17 protein-coding genes and 2 pseudogenes are annotated in these 17,900 nt (G+C 66.2%); 5 read left to right on the top strand and 14 right to left on the bottom strand.

Going from position 1 to position 17,900, the window contains the following annotated elements; translation table 11 throughout:
• Nucleotides 1-44 precede the first annotated feature (44 nt).
• Nucleotides 45-1,421, bottom strand: a complete 1,377-nt coding sequence (locus EST26_RS06400; protein WP_291066407.1) for a copper oxidase — start codon at nucleotides 1,419-1,421, stop codon at nucleotides 45-47.
• 5 nt (nucleotides 1,422-1,426) lie between these two features.
• Entirely contained in the window at nucleotides 1,427-2,551 is a 1,125-nt protein-coding gene (locus tag EST26_RS06395) for a hypothetical protein (protein WP_291066288.1), read from the bottom strand.
• A gap of 174 nt (nucleotides 2,552-2,725) precedes the next feature.
• On the opposite strand from EST26_RS06395, the gene EST26_RS06390 reads away from it, so the two are divergent.
• Nucleotides 2,726-5,296: an FtsX-like permease family protein gene (locus EST26_RS06390; RefSeq protein ID WP_291066286.1), complete on the top strand. Its 2,571-nt coding sequence runs from the start codon at nucleotides 2,726-2,728 to the stop codon at nucleotides 5,294-5,296.
• Between the two features lie 55 nt (nucleotides 5,297-5,351).
• Nucleotides 5,352-5,492: pseudogene (locus EST26_RS06385) on the top strand (globin); the annotation flags it as partial.
• Here the strand turns inward: EST26_RS06385 and EST26_RS06380 are convergent.
• Nucleotides 5,489-6,106, bottom strand: coding sequence for a Smr/MutS family protein (locus EST26_RS06380; protein ID WP_291066284.1), 618 nt, complete (start codon nucleotides 6,104-6,106; stop codon nucleotides 5,489-5,491). The pseudogene EST26_RS06385 and the gene EST26_RS06380 sit on opposite strands and share 4 nt — an antisense overlap.
• A gap of 269 nt (nucleotides 6,107-6,375) precedes the next feature.
• On the opposite strand from EST26_RS06380, the pseudogene EST26_RS06375 reads away from it, so the two are divergent.
• Together EST26_RS06375 and EST26_RS06370 are read left to right on the top strand one after the other, a co-directional pair.
• Nucleotides 6,376-6,618 (top strand): annotated as a pseudogene (locus tag EST26_RS06375) (alpha/beta hydrolase); the annotation flags it as partial.
• A gap of 8 nt (nucleotides 6,619-6,626) precedes the next feature.
• Nucleotides 6,627-7,214, top strand: a complete 588-nt coding sequence (locus EST26_RS06370; protein ID WP_291066282.1) for a DUF2946 family protein — start codon at nucleotides 6,627-6,629, stop codon at nucleotides 7,212-7,214.
• A 45-nt stretch (nucleotides 7,215-7,259) separates the two neighbouring features.
• On the opposite strand, the gene EST26_RS06365 is transcribed toward EST26_RS06370, so the two are convergent.
• The 10 genes from EST26_RS06365 to EST26_RS06320 form a co-directional block, all read right to left on the bottom strand.
• On the bottom strand, nucleotides 7,260-8,102 hold the full coding sequence (locus tag EST26_RS06365) for a c-type cytochrome (RefSeq protein ID WP_291066280.1): 843 nt from the start codon (nucleotides 8,100-8,102) through the stop codon (nucleotides 7,260-7,262).
• Nucleotides 8,103-8,109: 7 nt separating this feature from the next.
• Nucleotides 8,110-9,129: a metallophosphoesterase gene (locus EST26_RS06360; RefSeq protein WP_366474456.1), complete on the bottom strand. Its 1,020-nt coding sequence runs from the start codon at nucleotides 9,127-9,129 to the stop codon at nucleotides 8,110-8,112.
• A gap of 35 nt (nucleotides 9,130-9,164) precedes the next feature.
• Complete coding sequence (locus tag EST26_RS06355) at nucleotides 9,165-9,686, bottom strand: flavin reductase family protein (RefSeq protein WP_291066278.1); 522 nt, start codon at nucleotides 9,684-9,686, stop codon at nucleotides 9,165-9,167.
• Nucleotides 9,687-9,695: 9 nt separating this feature from the next.
• Nucleotides 9,696-10,982 (bottom strand): D-amino acid dehydrogenase, encoded by a 1,287-nt coding sequence (locus tag EST26_RS06350; protein ID WP_291066276.1) that lies wholly within the window; start codon nucleotides 10,980-10,982, stop codon nucleotides 9,696-9,698.
• Nucleotides 10,983-10,998: 16 nt separating this feature from the next.
• Nucleotides 10,999-11,685, bottom strand: a complete 687-nt coding sequence (locus tag EST26_RS06345) for a dienelactone hydrolase family protein (RefSeq protein WP_291066274.1) — start codon at nucleotides 11,683-11,685, stop codon at nucleotides 10,999-11,001.
• An 80-nt stretch (nucleotides 11,686-11,765) separates the two neighbouring features.
• Complete coding sequence (gene hemW, locus EST26_RS06340; protein ID WP_291066405.1) at nucleotides 11,766-12,941, bottom strand: radical SAM family heme chaperone HemW; 1,176 nt, start codon at nucleotides 12,939-12,941, stop codon at nucleotides 11,766-11,768.
• Between the two features lie 92 nt (nucleotides 12,942-13,033).
• Entirely contained in the window at nucleotides 13,034-13,651 is a 618-nt protein-coding gene (locus EST26_RS06335) for a non-canonical purine NTP pyrophosphatase (protein WP_291066272.1), read from the bottom strand.
• The gene (rph, locus tag EST26_RS06330) at nucleotides 13,648-14,379 is read right to left on the bottom strand and encodes a ribonuclease PH (RefSeq protein ID WP_291066270.1); all 732 of its coding nucleotides are present in this window, start codon (nucleotides 14,377-14,379) and stop codon (nucleotides 13,648-13,650) included. Before rph ends, EST26_RS06335 begins: the two co-directional genes overlap by 4 nt.
• Nucleotides 14,380-14,395: 16 nt before the next feature.
• On the bottom strand, nucleotides 14,396-15,295 hold the full coding sequence (locus EST26_RS06325; RefSeq protein ID WP_291066268.1) for a protein phosphatase 2C domain-containing protein: 900 nt from the start codon (nucleotides 15,293-15,295) through the stop codon (nucleotides 14,396-14,398).
• Nucleotides 15,295-16,302: a serine/threonine-protein kinase gene (locus tag EST26_RS06320; RefSeq protein WP_291066266.1), complete on the bottom strand. Its 1,008-nt coding sequence runs from the start codon at nucleotides 16,300-16,302 to the stop codon at nucleotides 15,295-15,297. The genes EST26_RS06325 and EST26_RS06320 overlap by 1 nt, the downstream gene beginning before the upstream one ends.
• A gap of 63 nt (nucleotides 16,303-16,365) precedes the next feature.
• On the opposite strand from EST26_RS06320, the gene EST26_RS06315 reads away from it, so the two are divergent.
• Nucleotides 16,366-17,307 carry a YicC/YloC family endoribonuclease gene (locus EST26_RS06315; RefSeq protein WP_291066264.1) on the top strand — a complete coding sequence of 314 codons (942 nt, stop codon included), beginning with the start codon at nucleotides 16,366-16,368 and terminating at the stop codon, nucleotides 17,305-17,307.
• A 33-nt stretch (nucleotides 17,308-17,340) separates the two neighbouring features.
• Here the strand turns inward: EST26_RS06315 and EST26_RS06310 are convergent, their stop codons facing one another.
• Nucleotides 17,341-17,730: a hypothetical protein gene (locus EST26_RS06310; protein WP_366474483.1), complete on the bottom strand. Its 390-nt coding sequence runs from the start codon at nucleotides 17,728-17,730 to the stop codon at nucleotides 17,341-17,343.
• Nucleotides 17,731-17,900: the final 170 nt, after the last annotated feature.

Below are 17,900 nucleotides of genomic sequence, written 5' to 3'. Positions count from 1 at the left end.
CAGTCAAGTCAAGTCAAGGTCAGCCCGCGCGTGGCGCTCCGGCATCAGTGATGTGGGCCCGTGCCCCGCGGCTTGACCACGCTGGCCGCCGCCGGTGCGCTGGCGTGTTGCGGCGCGCGTGCCGGCGCGGGGGTGCTGCCTTGCCATTCACGCGCCACCGTGCCAGCCGGAAAACGGTAGGGGCCGGGGTCGCTGTAATCGCCGGGTTTTTGGTCTTTGCGTACTTTGAGCACGCTCAACATGCCGCCCATGCCGATCGGACCAAACTGGCCCTGGCCGCTCATCATGGGTGCGGTGTTGTCGGGCAGCGGCATTTGCATTTGCTTCATGTCGTACATGCCGCGCTCGCCCATCATCATGTAGTCGGGCACCAGTTGCTGGATTTTCTGGATCAGGCCACGGTGGTCGACGCCAATCATGGTTGGCACGTCGTGCCCCATGGCGTTCATGGTGTGGTGGCTCTTGTGGCAGTGAATGGCCCAGTCGCCTTCCTCGGTGGCTTGGAATTCGAGCTGGCGCATCTGACCGACCGCGATGTCGGCCGTGACTTCGGGCCAGCGGCTGAGCGGCGGCGTGGGGCCGCCGTCGGTGCCGGTCACCTCGAACTCGTGGCCGTGCAGGTGGATCGGGTGGTTGGTCATGGTGAGGTTGCCGATGCGGATGCGCACCCGGTCGTTGTGGCGCACGTTCAAGCTGTCGATGCCGGGGAAGATGCGGCTGTTCCAGCACCAGATGTTGAAGTCGAGCATGGTGTTGACGCGCGGCGTCTTGCTGCCGGGTTCGACGTCGAAGGCGTTGAGCAGGAAGCAAAAGTCGCGCTGCACTTCGCTGATGTAGGGGTGGCTGGTTTTTGGGTGCGTGACCCAAAAACCGTGCATGCCCATGGCCATTTGCACCATTTCGTCGGCGTGCGGGTGGTACATGAAGGTGCCGGGACGGCGCGCCTGGAATTCGTAGACAAAGGTCTTGCCGACCGGTATGGACGCTTGGTTCAGGCCGGCTACGCCGTCCATGCCGGCCGGCAGGCGCTGCCCGTGCCAGTGCACGCTGGTGGGTTCGGGCAGTTGGTTGCTGACGAACAAACGTACCCGGTCGCCTTCGACCACCTCTATCGTCGGACCCGGGCTCTGCCCGTTGTAGCCCCACATGTTGACGACGAAGCCGGGGCTGACTTCGCGCACCACCGGCTCGGCCACCAGGTGAAATTCTTTCACGCCGTCTTTCATGCGCCAAGGCAGCGTCCAGCCGTTGAGGGTGACGACCGGGTGGTACGGCCTGCCGCTGTGGGGCAGCACAGGGGCGGCGGTGTTGCTGGAGGTCTGGAGGGCTGGTTCGGGCAGGCCGGCCAGCGCAGAACGCGCCACCGCCAGGCCGGCCACACCAGCGGCTGCACCGGCGAAGAATTGACGTCTCGATTTGATTGGGTTCATGGCAACCATCCTTTAAAATGTCCGGGGGCGGCGGCGTCTGCGCCGGCATCAGCGAGAGAGACGAAATACGCGGGCGCTCCGCCCTGCAACACCCATTGCAGGTCGGTCTCGGCGAGCAAAAAATCGCGCTGCGTCTCGATGGCATCGATCACCGCTTGCGACTGCATGCGTGCTTGTCCCAACAGGTCCCAGACGCTTTTGAGCATGCCGTTGTAGTGCAGCACGGTCTGCTCGGTGATGAACTGCTGCAGCGTCAAAACCTCATTCTGGCTGGCGTGCAGCACGGCCTGACTGGCCTGATAGGCCGTCAGCGCGAGCTGCGCATCGGCACGCGCGCGCAAGCCTTCGGCGCGCGGCAGTTGTGCCCGCAGTGCCTCTAGCCGCCGTTGCACCTGTTCCTGCGACAGCGCCGGCAGCGCCGCGCCAGGTAGCTGCTCGGGCAATTCCACTGCCGCGTGGACGCCGCTGAGTTGGAGCAGACGCAGCAAATCGGCCTGCGCCAGCGCGGCGGCGTAGCGCGCACGGGTCAAGTCCATCTGCGCCACCGATTCGGCCAACTGCACCTGGCTGCGCTGCAAGGCGCTCCAATTGCCCACGCTGACCATGCGCCGCCCCAGTTCGTTGCCGGCTTGCGCGGCTTGCAGGCCTTGCTGCCGCTGGTGCACCACCTGTTGCGCGGCGACCGCCTGCAGCCAGACTTTGCGCGCCTGCACAGCGGTTTTCAGCACCTCATCGGCATCGTGGATGCGCACAAACAGGCTGGGGTCGAGGTCGATCCACTGCCCGGCAGCGATGTGCTTTTGCGCCTGTGGCCCCAGCCGCGCCAGCGCCGTTGCCAGCTTGGGCTGGGAGCGCCAGGCCTGACGCACCGCGTCTTCAGCGCTGAGCAAGCGCAGCTCGGCGGGTGTTTGGGCGGCCACCGCTGGAGGTGGCAGATGGGCCAGTTCCCAGCGCAGCACGTCGGCATGGCCGCGCTTGAACTGGCCAACCGTGTCGTTGGCGCTGCGCCAGTCGACTGCGGGTTGCGTGGCGCTGTCTTGCGCTTGCAAGGCCAGCGGCGCAGCCAGCAGGCACGCGATGAGTGCGCGCCAGGCGGTCGAGCTGAAAGTTCGGGTTGTCACGGGTGGCTCCTGCGGTTGCCGGTTGGGGTGGCAGCATTCTGCGGCTCCCGGGTCGACGCGCAGCTGTCGCCTGCATTACGAATATGTCAGCCGCAGCGAATGCGCTGTGCGGGATGACAACTGCGCGGCCCTTGACGAACCGAAGCCGCAATTTTCTGCTCCAATGCGGCAACCATGACTCTCGAACCCGTATCCACCCCGGCCGCGTTTTCCGCCGCCGCCTTGCCGATTCGATTCTGGACCCTGGGCTGGCGCTCGCTGCGGCGCGACTGGCGGGCCGGTGAGCTGCACCTGCTGCTGTTGGCGGTGACGCTGGCAGTGGCGGCCCTGACGGCGGTCGGATTTTTTGCTGACCGGCTGCACGCCGGCCTCAGCCGCGACGCCAGTGCGCTGCTGGGCGGCGACGCCGTGCTGGGCAGCGACCATGCGCCGCCGGCCTCATTTGTGCAACAGGCGCAGGCGCTTGGCTTGCAAACCGCGCAGACGCTGACCTTTCCGACCATGGGCCGGGCACCGGACGAAGCCGGTGGTGCGGCGCGCCTGGTGGCGCTCAAGGCGGTGGAGGCGGGCTACCCCTTGCGCGGCAACCTGCGCGTGGCGGCATCGGCGCAGGCGCCCGATGTCCAGACGCGCGATGTGCCTGCGCCCGGCAGTGTCTGGGTCGACGCCGCGCTGCTGCAGGCACTGGAGCTGCGCATGGGCCAGCCGCTGCTGCTGGGCGATGCGACGCTGACGATCGAGCGCGTCATCGTGCTCGAGCCCGACCGCGGCGGTGGTTTCATGAGCTTTGCGCCGCGCGTCATGATAAACACCGCCGACCTGCCGAGCACCGGCCTGGTGCAGCCGGCCAGCCGCCTGAATCACCGGCTGGCGGTAGCGGGAGACGCGGCGGCGGTGGCGCGTTTCGTTCAGTGGGCGCAGACCGAAATCGAGTCAGGCGCTGTGCGTGGCATGCGGCTGGAGTCGCTCGAGAGCGGGCGGCCCGAGATGCAGCAGACGTTCGAGCGGGCAGAAAAATTTCTCAATCTGGTGGCCTTGCTGGCCGCACTATTGAGCGCAGTAGCGGTGGCGATCGCCGCGCGCGGCTTTGCCCAGCGCCACCTGGACGACTGCGCCATGCTGCGCGTGCTCGGTCTGTCACAGGCCACCATGGCGCGCGCCTACACCTTTGAATTTGCGCTGGCCGGCCTGTTTGCCAGCGCGCTCGGGCTGCTGCTGGGCTATCTGGCGCACCATGTATTCGTGCTCTTGCTCGCCGGGTTGGTGCAAACCGCGCTACCCCCGCCCGGCCTGGCGCCGCTGGCGCTGGGCTTGGGCATGGGGCTGACGCTGCTGCTGGCTTTTGGACTGCCGCCGGTGTTGCAGTTGGCGCGGGTGCCGCCGCTGCGCGTGATCCGGCGCGACCTGGGGCAGATCAAGCCGGCCACGCTGGCGGTGCTCGGTCTGGGCCTGCTCGGTTTTGCCGCGCTGCTGCTGCTGGTCAGTCGCGACCTGGTGCTGGGTGCGATAGCGGTCGGCGGGTTTGCCGCAGCGGCCTTGCTGTTCGCTTTGGTCGGTTACGGCGCGGTGCGCTTGCTGCGTGCCAGCGTCAACGAAGTCAGCGCACCGACCGCGCTGGTCATGGCCACGCGCCAGTTGGCCGCGCGTCCGGCCTACGCGGTGTTGCAGATCAGCGCGCTGGCGCTGGGCTTGCTTGCCTTGGTGCTGCTGGTGTTGCTGCGCACCGACTTGATCGACAGTTGGCGCAGCGCCACGCCCGCAGACGCGCCGAACCGCTTCGTCATCAACGTGCAGCCCGAGCAGGGCCCGGACTTCCAGCAGGCCTTGCGCCAGGCCGGGGTACAGCACTTTGATTGGTATCCCATGTTTCGCGGTCGACTGATTGCCATCAACGACCGGCCCATTCAGCCCGAAGACTTCAGCAGCGACCGCGCCCAGCGTCTGGTGGCACGCGAATTCAACCTCTCCAACAGCTCCAGCGTGCCGCCGCACAACCCGGTGCTGGCGGGGCAATGGCGCAGCCACGAGGCCGACGCGGTCAGCGTGGAAGAGGGGCTGGCCGAAGAACTGGGCCTCGAACTGGGCGACCGGCTCAGCTTCGACATTGCCGGGCAGCTCACGCACGGGCGCGTGACCAGCCTGCGCCGGGTCGACTGGAGTTCGATGCGGGTCAACTTCTTCGTCGTTTTCCCGCTGACGCAGCTGCCCGATGTGCCGTTTACCTACATCAGCGCCTTTCGGGCGCCAGCCGATCGGCCGCAGTTCGACAACGAGCTGGTGCGCCAGTTTCCCAACATCACCCACGTCGATACCAGCCAGACCATCGCCCAGGTGCAACGTGTACTGGCGCAGGTAATAGGAGCGGTCGAATTCCTGTTTGTGTTCACGCTGGCGGCCGGGTTGGTGGTGCTGCTGGCCGCCATCACCGCCACGCGCGCCGAGCGTGCGCGCGAATTTGCCATTTTGCGCGCCGTCGGCGCCAGTTCAGCCTTGTTGCGCCGGGTGCAGCGCATCGAACTGCTGGGTGTGGGTCTGCTCGCCGGTGTGCTGGCTTCGCTGCTGGCGATGGGGGTGGGTTGGGCGCTGGCGCACTACGTGTTTGAATTTGCCTGGAAACCCTCGCCGCTGGTGCCGCTGGCGGGCGGTCTGGCGGGTGCCCTGCTGGCGCTGGCGGCCGGCTGGTGGGGCCTGCGCAGCGTGCTCAACACGCCGGTGATAGAAACCTTGCGCCGCGCCGCGGTCTGAACGGTTTTTCCCATGCCTGGGAGCGAAACCTCCATCACGCCCGTCACGCCGTTTTGGCATTCGGGAGCGCGATCAGTGGCTGGCCTGCATGGATCAGGCCATGGGCGAGACCGGCGTGCCTGACGAATGGCGGCTCGGACTCAACGCGAGCTTTTTCAAGACCGCTGACTGGATGCGCCACACGGTCGAAGCTTAACGCAGCAGCACCAGCACGGCGCCGCTGCCGCCTTGTGCCGGGCGCGCCGATGCAAAAGCCAGTACCTCGTTTTTCTGCGCCAACCAGCGCGGCACCCGCAGTTTTAGCACCGGTGTGCCACCGGGCGAGCCCAAACCTTTGCCATGCACCACCTGCACGCAGCGCAGCCCGTGTTGCTGCGCCTGCTGGATGAACTGGTGCAGAGCCAGGCGCGCTTCGTCGCTGTGCAGGCCGTGCAAGTCCAGACGGCGCTGAATGTTCCAGTGCCCGGCGCGCAGTTTGCGCAGCAGGTCCGGGCTCTGGCCGGGGCGCACAAAGCCCAGCGACGCGCCGTCGTGCAGCAGGGCTTTTGGCTCGAACGCGTCCGACAGCGCGGCGTCTTGCACCTGGGCGGGGTCGCGCGGGCGCGGCAGCGGCAGCGCTGATCGGCGCGGCGGCGCGCGCTGCACGCGCTGCGTCGCCGTCAGGGCTTGCACCGGGCCTACGCTTTGGGGGAAAGAGACGGGCTCAGGCTGGGCGCCCTGTGGCTGCGCACGCGCTGGCGACGGGGCGACGGCCTGCCTGGCGAGCACTTTTTGCAGCGACTTGAGTTCGGACAGTGAACGCAGCTTCATGGCAGCCGATTGTCTCGCAACAAGACCGATGGGCACTGCTGTACATCCTGTTTTCGTCATTCCCGCAAAGACGGGAATCCAGCAAAATCAAGGCGCTGGATTGCGTGTCAAGAGCGGGATGATCCTAAATCCGGCAGTTGGACGCGCCCCAGGGCGGCTCAATCGGGTGCGTAGCGCTCTCACCCAGCAGGTGAGTGCCTTCGTGGTCAAATGAGTGTGTGTTCCTGGGCGTTTCCAGCGCAAACTGCGCGGTCAACTGCCGGATTTAGGATTATTGGACGCGCGCTGCGGCCAAACCGCTGCTGGCCTGCATTCGGGTGCCGGCGCTGGCGCTGAATGCGCGCAATGACCCTTTTGTTCCCGCTGCATCACTGCCTCGGGCGCAGGACGTAGCCTCTTGCGTCACACTGTGGCAACCCGATCAGGGCGGACACGTGGGCTTTCCCGCCTTGCCTGCTCACACACTCGCTATGCCGCAGGCGGTGGGCCGCTGGCTGCTGGCGCAGTTATGAGGTTTTTCATGGACGACATCGTCAAGGCGGCATTGATCAAATGGCCTGCTGTGCCGCACTGCTGCGGCTGGCTTGGGCTCGATCGCAACGGCCACTGGTATCTGCGCGACGCACACGCCCAAGCCAGCGGCGCATTCACCGGCGCAGCGGGTGCAGCCAGCCCCGCCAGCAAAGGGACGCGGCTGCAGCACGAAAAGTTGATTGCGTTCATCCAGCGCAACTACGCCGCCGACGCCGCCGGGCAGTGGTATTTCCAGAACGGGCCGCAGCGGGTCTACGTGGAGCTGGAAGCGACGCCCTACATCTGGCGCTTGCAGCCCGATGGCTGCGTGCTAAGCCACACCGGCGCCGTGGCCACGGTGCACAAATGCTTGCTCGACGAGGCGGGTTGGCTCTATCTGCTGAGCGATCTGGGTCTGGGCCTGGTCCACAGCGCCGATATGGCGCTGGCGGCCGATGCGGTGCAAGCGGGTCGCTGGCGGCCCGAGGCGGTTGGTGCGGCTGAGTTGCCTACCCTGTTTGGCTACGTCAAAAGCCCGCACAGCAGACAAGACGACCGCGCAGACCGAAGCAGCAACGGCGCGGCGGATAAATGACAAAAGGCCGTCTCGGACGGCCTTTTGGACTGGCTGCAGGCCGCCTTACTTGAGGGCGTCCAGCATGTACTGCACCGATGCCTTGATGTCGGCGTCCGATGCCGTCGAGCCCCCTCGGGGCGGCATGATGCCTTTGCCGCGCAGGACGCTGGCGGTCAGTCCTTCGACACCCAGACCCAGGCGCCCAGCCCAGGCGGTCCGGTCGCCCGATTTGGGCGCACCGGCAATGCCGGCGGCATGGCACACGGTGCACGACTGCTGGTAAACCGCCGCACCGACCGACGCCACCGTGACGGCTGCCGCTGCGGGCACTGCTGCGGCAGCGGGCGCTGCAGGTGCGGCTGCTGCGGCTGGTGCGACGGCGGGCGCAGTCACCGCTGCCGCCGGCGCACCAGCCGGCGCCTGCGGCTCTGGGAAGCTGCCGCCAGAGGCGTTGAGCAGATACACCGTCGCACGGGCGAGCTCGAAGTCACTGAAAGCGCCACCGGACTGCGCACCCATGGTACCTTTGCCCTGCAGCACCGAGACCATCAAAGCCTCGAAGCCGGTGGCGATGCGACCAGACCAGGCGGCGGCGTCGCCAAATTTAGGTGCCCCGGCCAGTCCGGCGTCATGGCAGACCATGCACTGCGCCCTGTAGACGAAGTCTCCGGTCTGCAGCACGCGTTGGGCGTCGCGCATGGCCACACGCGCCACCGGCGCGATGCGCTGTGCCGTGGCCAATTCCGCATCCACGACGCCGGCGGCCGGTCGGTCGGTCAGGGTGACGAAGTAGACCAGGCCCATGATGATGGAGAGCGGAATCACGAAGGCAAGGATCGCCAGCCACATCATCTGGACGGATGTCTTGGCCGGGGCGGTATGGGGGTCTTGCTTGGGAGCGCTCATGTTGTCCTCAGGGGGTGGCCGAACCCGGCCTGTATGGGTCGGGCCCGGCGGATGCAGGCCTTATAAACTCGGACTCGATTATAGACACCCCAGGCGCCAGCGACGGCGCTGTGCAAGGCGTCTCTGTGGTTCGGCGCTCGAACTCCGGTGCGCGCAGCTCGATCACCTGCTGCGCCAAAAAAGCCTGCTGCTCTTGCTTGTCGGAAAAGCCAAGTGGGTTGGCCACCAGGTGGCAGCGGCCCAGTTGCAGATCGGTCGGACAGTGCAAATGGCCGTGCAGCCAGAGGTCGGCCAGCGGCAACAAATCGTCCAGCGCGTTGCAAAAACCCGCCGTTGCGGGGCCCAGTGCGTAGCGTGGGTCGGCGCTGTGCAGCGTCGGGGCAAAATGCGTCACCACCACGGTCGGACCGTCAAACGGCTGCGCGAGGGTGGCGCGCAACCAGTGCTGGCACTCCAATGCCAGCACGCGCATGGCCTGGGCGTCAAACAGGCGGCCGTGGCGCTGAGCGGCCATTTTGACGAGGTAGAAATTGGCCGCCCGCATGGCTTTTTCACGTTGCTGCAGCGGCTGCGTGGCAGCATCGGTCGCTTGCACTGTGGCAGCGGCCCGGGCCGCGCGCGCGCGCGGGCGCGCCGGCGCTCGCTGCGCCAGCGCGTCAAAGTCGCTCCAGAGCGTGCTGCCAACAAAGCGCACGCCGCCGACGCACAGCGTCTGGCGCTCGAGCCACTGGATGCCCAGTCGCTCGCAGGTCTGGCGCAGACGCCGCTGCGCCCAATCCAGATCGAGGGCGTCGTATTCGTGGTTGCCCGGCACGTACAGCACCGGCACCGGCCAGCCGGCGTACTGGGGCAGCGGGGAAAACCGTCGCAGACCCCAATCGGGCTCGGCCATCACGCTGGCGTCTTTGCGCCGCTGGTAAGAGCCGATGTCGCCCGCCAGCACCAACAGATCGGCCTGCGCGGCCGGGGTGGCAACGAAACGGGTGTTGGCCTCGAGGTGCAAGTCACTCAGGAGCTGAATCTTCATGCGCCGATTTTCGCTGCTGCTTGCTGAGCGCCGGGTCACAGCGGGTGCTCGACGTAGAAGCGGCCGCCATGAAACAGCAGCGGCGAGGCGTTGGGGCGGTGGCTGCAATGCTCGACTTCGCCCACGAAGATGACGTGGTCGCCCTCGGTGTACTGGCTGCGGTTGAAGCACTCGAACGTGGCGACCACGCCGCCGAGCAGCGGCGCGCCGTGGCTGCCGTCTTGGTAGTCCACACCGGCCCAGCGCTCGCCATCGCGCGCAGCAAAACGCTCGGCCAGCGCCTGCTGGTCGGCCGCCAGCACGTTGATGGCGTAGTGCAGACCGTTGGAGAACGCAGCCATCGAACCGGCGCTGCGCCGCAGGCTCCAGAGCACCAGCGGCGGCTGCAGCGAAACCGCGTTGAACGAATTGGCGGTCAGGCCGATCGGTGCCCCGCTGGCGCTGCGCGCGGTAACGATGGTCACGCCGGTGGCAAACATGCCCAGCGAGGCGCGAAATTCCTGCGTCGAAAAAGAGGGTGGACCGGCTTGGTGGCTGCTGGAGCGGGCAATCGACATGGGTGAAATCTAGACGGAGAATTCGAAATTCAAAGCTGGTTTTACCCCGCTGATGAGTTCGGCCAGTGCCTTGCCTGAGCCCGCGCCATGCGTCCAGCCCAGCGTGCCGTGGCCGGCGTTGATCCAGAGCTTGCCGACGCGGGTGCGGCCGATCAGCGGTATGTTGGTCGGGGTAGCCGGACGCAGGCCGCACCAGAACTGCGGCTCGCCCCCTTGCTCGGGACTGCGGGTGTCGGCCACGCCCGGAAAGACCTGTTCGATCCGGCGCAGCAGCAAGGCGCAGCGCTTTTTGGCCAGTGGCGTGTGCAGCGCCAGGTCAAAGCCGCCCAACTCTATGGTGCCGGCCACCCGCAATTGATCGCCCAGACGCGAAACGGCAATTTTGCATGGATCGTCGATCAGGCTGACGCTGGGCGCGCGTTCCGGGCGCCGCAGCGCCAGCGTGGCGCTGTAGCCTTTGCCAGGGTAGATCGGCACGCGCTGCCCGACCGATTGCAGCAGGGCGCTGCTGTAGGCGCCGCAGGCCAGCACAAAGGCGTCGGCCTGCAGGCTGATAAGCGCGCCGCTGGCCTGCACGCGCAACTGCACCTGCCTGAGCTCACCCGCCTGGACCTGCAGCCGCTGCACCTGGTGGCCATACAGCAGTTGCGCACCACCCTGGGCGCACAAAGCGGCCAGTTGTTGCGTGAACACGCGCGCATCGCCGGTTTCGTCGCTGGCGGTGTAGCTGCCGCCGACGATATGAGAGCCGAAAGATAGCAGGGCGGGTTCAATGTGCAGCAGTTCAGCGCGGCTGAGCAGTTGCCGCTGCACGCCAAAACGCCGCATCAGGGCAGCACCTGCAGCGGCGGCGTCAAACGATTGCTGATCGGTAAAGTAGTGCGCAATGCCGCGCTGCAGCCGGTGGTACTCGATGCCGGTTTGCGCCACCATTTCATGCAGCGCGGCGTGGCTGTACGCGCCCAGGGCCACCAGTTGCCGCACGTTGCGCTCGAACGCGGCGTCGTTGCACTGGCGCAGAAACTGCCAGCACCAGCGCCACTGGGCCGGATCAAACTGCGGGCGAAGCAGCAAGGGCGCCGTGCTGCTGAGCATCCAGCGCAGCGCCTTGAGCGGCGCTTGGCGGTTGGCCCAGGGCTCACAGTAACCCACCGAGATCTGCGCGGCATTGGCAAAGCTGGTCTCCAGCGCCGCGTCGCTCTGGCGCTCGACCACGGTGACGCTGTGCCCGCGTTGCAGCAAATGCCAGGCCGTGCTGACGCCAATGATGCCCGCACCGAGTATCGCGACGTGCATGAGGCGGGCGCCGGATTCAGGCTTGCAGATGCTGCGCCCAGAAGGCCAGCGTGCGCTCGCGCGCAAGCTGCGCCGCGCCCGCGTCGAACGATGCACGCTGATCGCAGTTGAAACCGTGCTGAGCCGAGTAGACCTGCACCTGCACCGCAGGCTGCGCGGCTTGGAACGCCGCCACGCTGGCTGGTGTGATCCAGGGGTCTTGGTCGCCAAAGTGGGCCAGCACCGCCACCTTGGGCTGGCACTGGGCGTCGGGGGCCACCGTCATGCCGGCACCGTAGTAGCACACCGCCGCACTCAGGCCTTGCAGGCGGCATGCGGCGCGCCAGCTCAACAGGCCACCCCAGCAAAAACCCATGATCCCCACCTTGCCCGCCGACCCGACGTGGTCAATGGCGGCCTGAATGTCGGCCAGCACACCCGGCTCGGGCAAGGCATCGACCGCTGTCTTCAGGCCAAAGCCAAGGCCCATGTCGGCCTCTGTGTAGCCGAGCTCGACGCCGGTCTGCACGCGGGAAAAGGTGGACGGTGCCAGCACCCGGTAGCCGGCGCTGGCGTACGCATCGGCGACCGAGCGGATGTGCGAGTTGACGCCAAAAATCTCTTGCAACAAGACCAGCCCGGCACGGGGCGTGCCTGCGGGCAGCGCCTCGTAGGCGGTAAAAGTCCAGCCGTCGGCGGCCGCGAGTGGAATGAATCGACCCATAAACACAGCTCCGTTTTTTCAATCCGCATGCAAACGCCATGCGCAGCGTCGGGGAAATTGGAATCTGACCCCCATTTTTGTCAATCGGGTAAGAACATGCCCTGCAAATCGCTCAAAAAATCATAGCCGCGCGCGCTCGGTTGCACCCAGCCCGCATCGCTGCACGCCAGCAGGCCTTGCTGCTGCGCGCGTTCCAGGGCGCTCGCGATGCTCGACAGCGGCAAGCCGGTGCGCTCGCCAAACGTGCGCAGGGAAAAGCCGTCGCGCAGCCGCAACGCATTGAGCATGAATTCAAACGCCAGATCGGCGCGTGATGGCTCGGTGTTGCGAGCCACCGACTGACCGGCCAGGGCGCGCTCCATATAGGGGCCGGGCTCGCGCCAGCGCGTCTGGCGCAGCACGCGGTGGGCAAAACTGAGCTTGCTGTGTGCGCCCGCGCCTATGCCCAGGTAGTCGCCAAACTGCCAGTAGTTCAGGTTGTGCGCGCAGCGCTGAGCGGCACTGGCGTAGGCCGAGACCTCGTAGCGTTGCAGCCCGTGCTGAGCGCTGAGTTCGACGCAGCGGTCCAGCATGGCGTAGGCGTCGTCGTCGGGCGGCAGCGCTGGCGGGTGTTTGGCGAAATAGGTATTGGGCTCCAGCGTCAGGTGGTAGATTGACAGGTGCGGCGGCTGCAACGCCAGCGCCAGGCGCAGATCGGCTTCGCACTGCGACAAGGTCTGCCCCGGCAGCGCGTACATGAGGTCGAGGTTGAAGTGCTCAAACACCTGCGCCGCTTCGTGTACCGCCGCCAGCGCCTGGGCGCGGTCGTGCACCCGGCCCAATGCCCGCAGATGCGTGTCGTCAAAGCTTTGCACGCCGATCGACAAGCGCGTCACCCCGGCTTGGGCAAAGGCGCGAAAGCGGTCTTTCTCGAACGTGCCGGGGTTGGCCTCTAAGGTGATTTCTGCGTCGGCGTCCAGCCGCAGCCGCGCGCGCACGTCGCTCAGCAGGCGCTCGATGGCGGCGGGCGAGAACAGGCTGGGGGTGCCGCCACCGATGAAAACGCTGTGCACCGGGCGGCCCCAGATCAAGGGCAGGGCAGCCTCCAGGTCGGCGCGCAGCGCGTCCAGGTAGCGCGTCTGCGGCACGTCCGGTCCGCCAGCGCTCCAGACGTGCGAGTTGAAGTCGCAATACGGGCACTTCTTCAGGCACCAGGGCAGGTGGATGTAGAGCGAGAGCGGCGGCAGGCTGGGCAGTTGCAAGGTGCCCGGACGCATCCAGTGCCGAAGCTCGCTGCCGCCGTTCGGGTCGGCGGCGCTTGGCTGCTCGCCGCTTGCCAGCCCTGCACTGCGATTCGCTGCGTTGTCGTTCATGGCTGCGTTTCGGGCGCGAACCAGCGCTCGCGCATGAGCTCGATCATCTGCCGCGCAGCCCGGCCACGGTGGCTGCGGGCGTTTTTTTGCTCTGCGGGCAACTGGGCGAAGGTTTGACCGCATTCGGGCAGGTAGAGCACCGGGTCAAAGCCAAAACCCTGTGCACCCAGCGGCGCACGGGTGATCAGGCCGGCGACACGGCCGCTGGCCACCAGCGGCTCCGGGTCGTCGGCGCTGCGCAGCGCCACCAGCGTGCTGACCAGCGCGGCGCGCCGGTCGGCCACGGCGGCCATTTGTTCCAGCAGGGCACGCAGGTTGTGGGCGTCGCCCCTGGGGTAGCCATAGCGGGTCGCGTAGTCGGCGGTATCGACGCCGGGCTGGCCGTCAAAGGCCGCCACACACAGGCCGGCGTCGTCGGCCAGCGCCGGCAGGCCGCTGTAGCGCGCCGCATGGCGCGCCTTGGCCAGCGCATTCTCAAGAAATGTGCGGTGCGGCTCGGCGGCCTCGGGAATGCCCAGCGTGGCTTGGGGCACCAGTTCAACGCCCAGCGGCGCCAGCAGCGCTTGCAGCTCGGCGAGTTTGCCGGCGTTGTTGGAAGCCAGCACCAGCCTCATGCCAGGCCCAGCGCCTGGCGTTGCAGCAGCAGCAGTTCACCCACGCCTTTTTCAGCCAGCGCCAGCAGCGCGTCCATTTCGCGCCGGCTGAAGGCCGCGCCTTCGGCGGTGCCCTGCACCTCGACGAAGTGGCCACTGGCGGTCATGACCACGTTCATGTCGGTGTCGCAGGCCTGGTCTTCGACATACTCCAGATCGAGCAGCGGCGTGCCGCGCCACAGGCCAACCGAGACCGCCGCCACCTGGCCGCGAATCGGCGAAGTGGCGATTTTGCCTGCTGCCAGCAAGGTGCTGACGGCATCGTGCGCGGCCACGAAGGCGCCGGTGATGGCGGCGGTGCGGGTGCCGCCGTCGGCTTGCAGCACGTCGCAGTCGAGCGCGATGCTGCGCTCGCCCAGCGCCTGCAAGTCGAACACGGCGCGCAGCGAGCGGCCGATCAGGCGCTGAATTTCCTGCGTGCGGCCGCTTTGCTTGCCTTTGGCGGCTTCGCGATCGCTGCGGGTGTGGGTGGAGCGCGGCAACATGCCGTATTCGGCCGTCACCCAGCCCGCTTTGCTGCCGCGCTGGTGCGGCGGCACTTTTTCTTCCACCGAGGCGGTGCACAGCACGCGCGTGCGCCCAAACTCGATCAAGACCGAGCCTTCAGCGTGCACGGTATAGCCGCGCGTGATGCGCACCGCACGCAAGGCATCGGCGGCCCGTTGCTCGGGTCGTGTCAATTCTGTCATGGGCAAACCTCAGGATTCAGGCATTGCGCTGGGCGGTGCGCCGGATCGCCTCGTTGATCTCGGCGATCGAGCGTTCAATCGCGGCGTCGTCCAGGTCTTCGATACTCGGGTCGGCCTCGCCCGATTCTATGGTGGAGGCAAAAACACCTTCGTCGATCTCTTGCGGGACCACGCCCGTGGCCTCGAATTCATCCGGCGTTTGCCAGTCCATTGCCAACACGGTGACGTTGTCGCAGCGCGGCCCACCGCGCTTGAGGGCGAGCTCGACCAGTTCAGGCACGGCGTGCTCGAGCGGATGCAAGGCCAGCTCGAAGGCGATTTCTTTGTCGTTGACCGTGCTCCAAAGACCATCCGAGCACAGCAGCACGCGATCCCCCTGCTGCAAGTGCACCGGACCGCCGATATCCAGCACCGGCTTGGCCGGTGAGCCCAGGCAGGTGAACAAAATGTTGCGGTTGACTTGCTGGGTGTTGCGACCCAGCAGCGCTTGCTGCTCCAGGTATGAGTGGTCACGCGTGCGGATGAGCAGTTCGCCGCTGCGCACCAGATACAGGCGCGAGTCGCCGCAATGCACCCAGTGCATGTGCTTGCGTTCGACCACCGCCGCCACCAAGGTGGTGCGCGGCGTATCGAGCATGCCTTTTTCCGCCGCGTAGCGAATGATTTGGTGGTGCGCGGCCAGGGTGGCACTGGAGAGGAACTCTGGCACCTCGCGCACCGTGGGGTGGGCGGTTTTTTGAAAGTAGGCCGAAAAAGTCTGCAAGGCCAGTTGGGCCGCCATCGCCCCGTCGGGATGACCGCCCATGCCGTCGGCCAGCACCAGCAGCCCCGACTCCCGGGTGTAGGCGTAGCCCATGCGGTCTTCGTTGCGCGGCCGACCACCCTGGCGACTGACCTGGTAGACGGAAAACTTCATCAGCGGACCTTGCCGCCTTCGACCGTGGTTCGACCGACCGCCTTCTTGCCGTCCGTGATCAGATTGTCAAATTGCAGCCGCATGCGCTCGGCCACGGTGAGCTTGGTGTAGCTGCGCTCGGTATCGCGGCTGAGCTCTTTTTGCAACGCAAACACCGACTGCGGACGCGACAGCGGATCGAGCGACATGCACCACTCGACCACCTCGATCAGGCTGTCGGAATAGACGCCACGCAAGCGCGACAAGGCCAGCGAGAGCCGGTCTTTTTCCAGGCGTTGCGGCGCGTCATTCGGCGGGTAGCCCTGCATGCTGGCGTAAATGCAGGCGCCAATGGCATAAATATCGGTCCACGGCCCCATGCTGGAGTCGCGCCGGTACATTTCAGGCGCGGCAAAGCCGGGTGTGTACATCGGGCGGATGAAATTGCCCTCCTTGCTCAGCACCTCGCGCGCAGCGCCGAAGTCGATCAGCACGGCGCGGTTGTCGTTGGTGATGAAAATATTGGCCGGCTTGATGTCCAGGTGCAGCATCTTGTGCTGGTGCACGATGCGCAGACCGCGCAGCACCTCGTCATACAGCGATTGAATGGTCGACTCGCGAAACACTTTCTGTTTTTTTTGCTCGCGCGCGGTGATGATGAAGTCCTGCAAGGAGGCGCCTTCCAGGAAGTTCATCACCATGTAGACGGTTTCGTTCTCGCGAAAGAAGTTGAGCACGCTGACCACCGACGAATGCGAGATCTGCGCCAGCGCCCGGCCTTCTTCGAAAAAGCTCTTGAGGCCCAGGCGGTAGAGTGAGAGCTTTTCGGGCGCCACCACCGGCAGCAATTCGCCCGGTGAGCGTGCGGCCAGCGACGAGGGCAGGTATTCTTTCACGGCCACTTTCTGACCCGAGGTGTCAAGCGCGAGGTAGACCACGCCAAAACCGCCGGCGGCGAGCTTGCGCACAATGCGATAGCCGCCAATCACGGTGTCGGGCGGCAGTGGGGCGGGTTTGACCTTTGACATAATGAACCGGGTGGATTGCGAAACACCTTGTTTTGAACCACTCACCTGATAAGGCGCCGACCAATGGCAGTTTACAGCATGACCGGCTACGCCGCGGCCCAGTCCGCCATACCCGGCGACGGCGAGATCGGTGCGCCCAGGCACGCGCCTCAGGCACAACTCGGACTTGAAATCCGCTCGGTCAACAGCCGTTTTCTCGACCTCGGGTTCAAACTGCCGGACGAACTGCGTGGCACCGAGCCCGCGCTGCGCGAACTGCTGGGCACCCGGCTCAGGCGCGGCAAGGTTGAACTGCGCGCCTGGCTGGAAGGGAGCAACGAGGGCGGTCTTAGAGCGCCGGGCGCGCACGAACTGCAAAAACTCCTGAACCTGCAAAACCAGGTGCTTGCCTGGCTACCCACGGCAGCGCCGCTGTCGGTGGCTGAAATACTGCAACTGAGCGCGCGCCAGCCCGGCAACCCGGGCGAATGGCATGCGCTGCTGCTGGCGCTGGCGCAAACCACCCTGAGCGACTTGCTGCACGCGCGCGCGCGCGAAGGTGAGCGCTTGTGCCACATGCTGCGCGAACGCCTGACGCAGTTGCGCCAGCTCGCACGCGACGCCCAGCCACTGATTCCGCAACTGGTGGCGCAGCAACGCCTGCGCTTCGTGGCGCGCTGGAATGAGGCACTGGACGCCACGGCGGGCACGACCGGGTCGGCGCTGGGCCACAGCGTCAGCAGCGACGCAGCCAAAGAACGCGCCCTGACCGAGGCCACCGCTTTTGCGATCCGCATCGACGTGGCCGAAGAGCTGACCCGATTGGATTCGCACCTGAGCGAAATCGAGCAACTGCTCGGCCAGGGGGGCGAGGTGGGCAAGCGGCTGGACTTTCTGATTCAGGAGTTGCACCGCGAAGCCAACACCCTGGGCTCGAAGTCATCCCATCTGGAGCTCAGCCGCATCGCGGTAGCGATGAAGGTGCTGATCGAGCAGATGCGCGAGCAAGTCCAGAACATCGAGTGAGCTTTCAGGACGGCACGGCCGTGGATGCCACCCTCATTGCGGATGTTGAACGATGATGGATTCCGATGTCATTTTGTTTTTCAAACGTTCGAATACCCAGACGGCGGGCGTCACCGCCGGCAAGTTGCCAAAAATATAGCCTTCCATTGAAAGCACGCCATAGGTGACGCCGCCGTCGATGACCTCGACCGATTCACCTGCAGCGCTGGCGCCACTGGCGATCAGCAGCGGCAGGTAGTGTTCGTCCGAAGGATGGGCTCTGTGGCCGTGCGGAGCGCCACCGAGGTCGGACAGTGCCGCCGTGTCATGGGCCATCACCGCGTGGCGCGCGCATTGCACGAATTCGTGCACGTAGTCTTCGGTGACCACGGTCTCAGACTGACGAAACTCGTGCAAATTGTGGGTGAGGCTGCCCGAGCCCATGAGCAGCACGCCCTGGTCGCACAAAGGTGCTAGCGCGCAACCCGCTTGTGCGCCAATGCGGTGAGATCACCAGCATGACCCGCAGTCCCGGCAGCGCGCGCACGCGCTCGCCAATGGCATGCAGCAAAGGCCCGGCCCGCCCGGGCTCAACGGCGAATGTGGGTGCGCCG

The organism is Hydrogenophaga sp. (assembly GCF_014773545.1).
Classification (GTDB): Bacteria; Pseudomonadota; Gammaproteobacteria; order Burkholderiales; family Burkholderiaceae_C; genus Hydrogenophaga.
The sequence above is the reverse complement of the archived record's forward strand: the minus strand, read 5'-3'. Positions and strand labels throughout refer to the sequence as shown.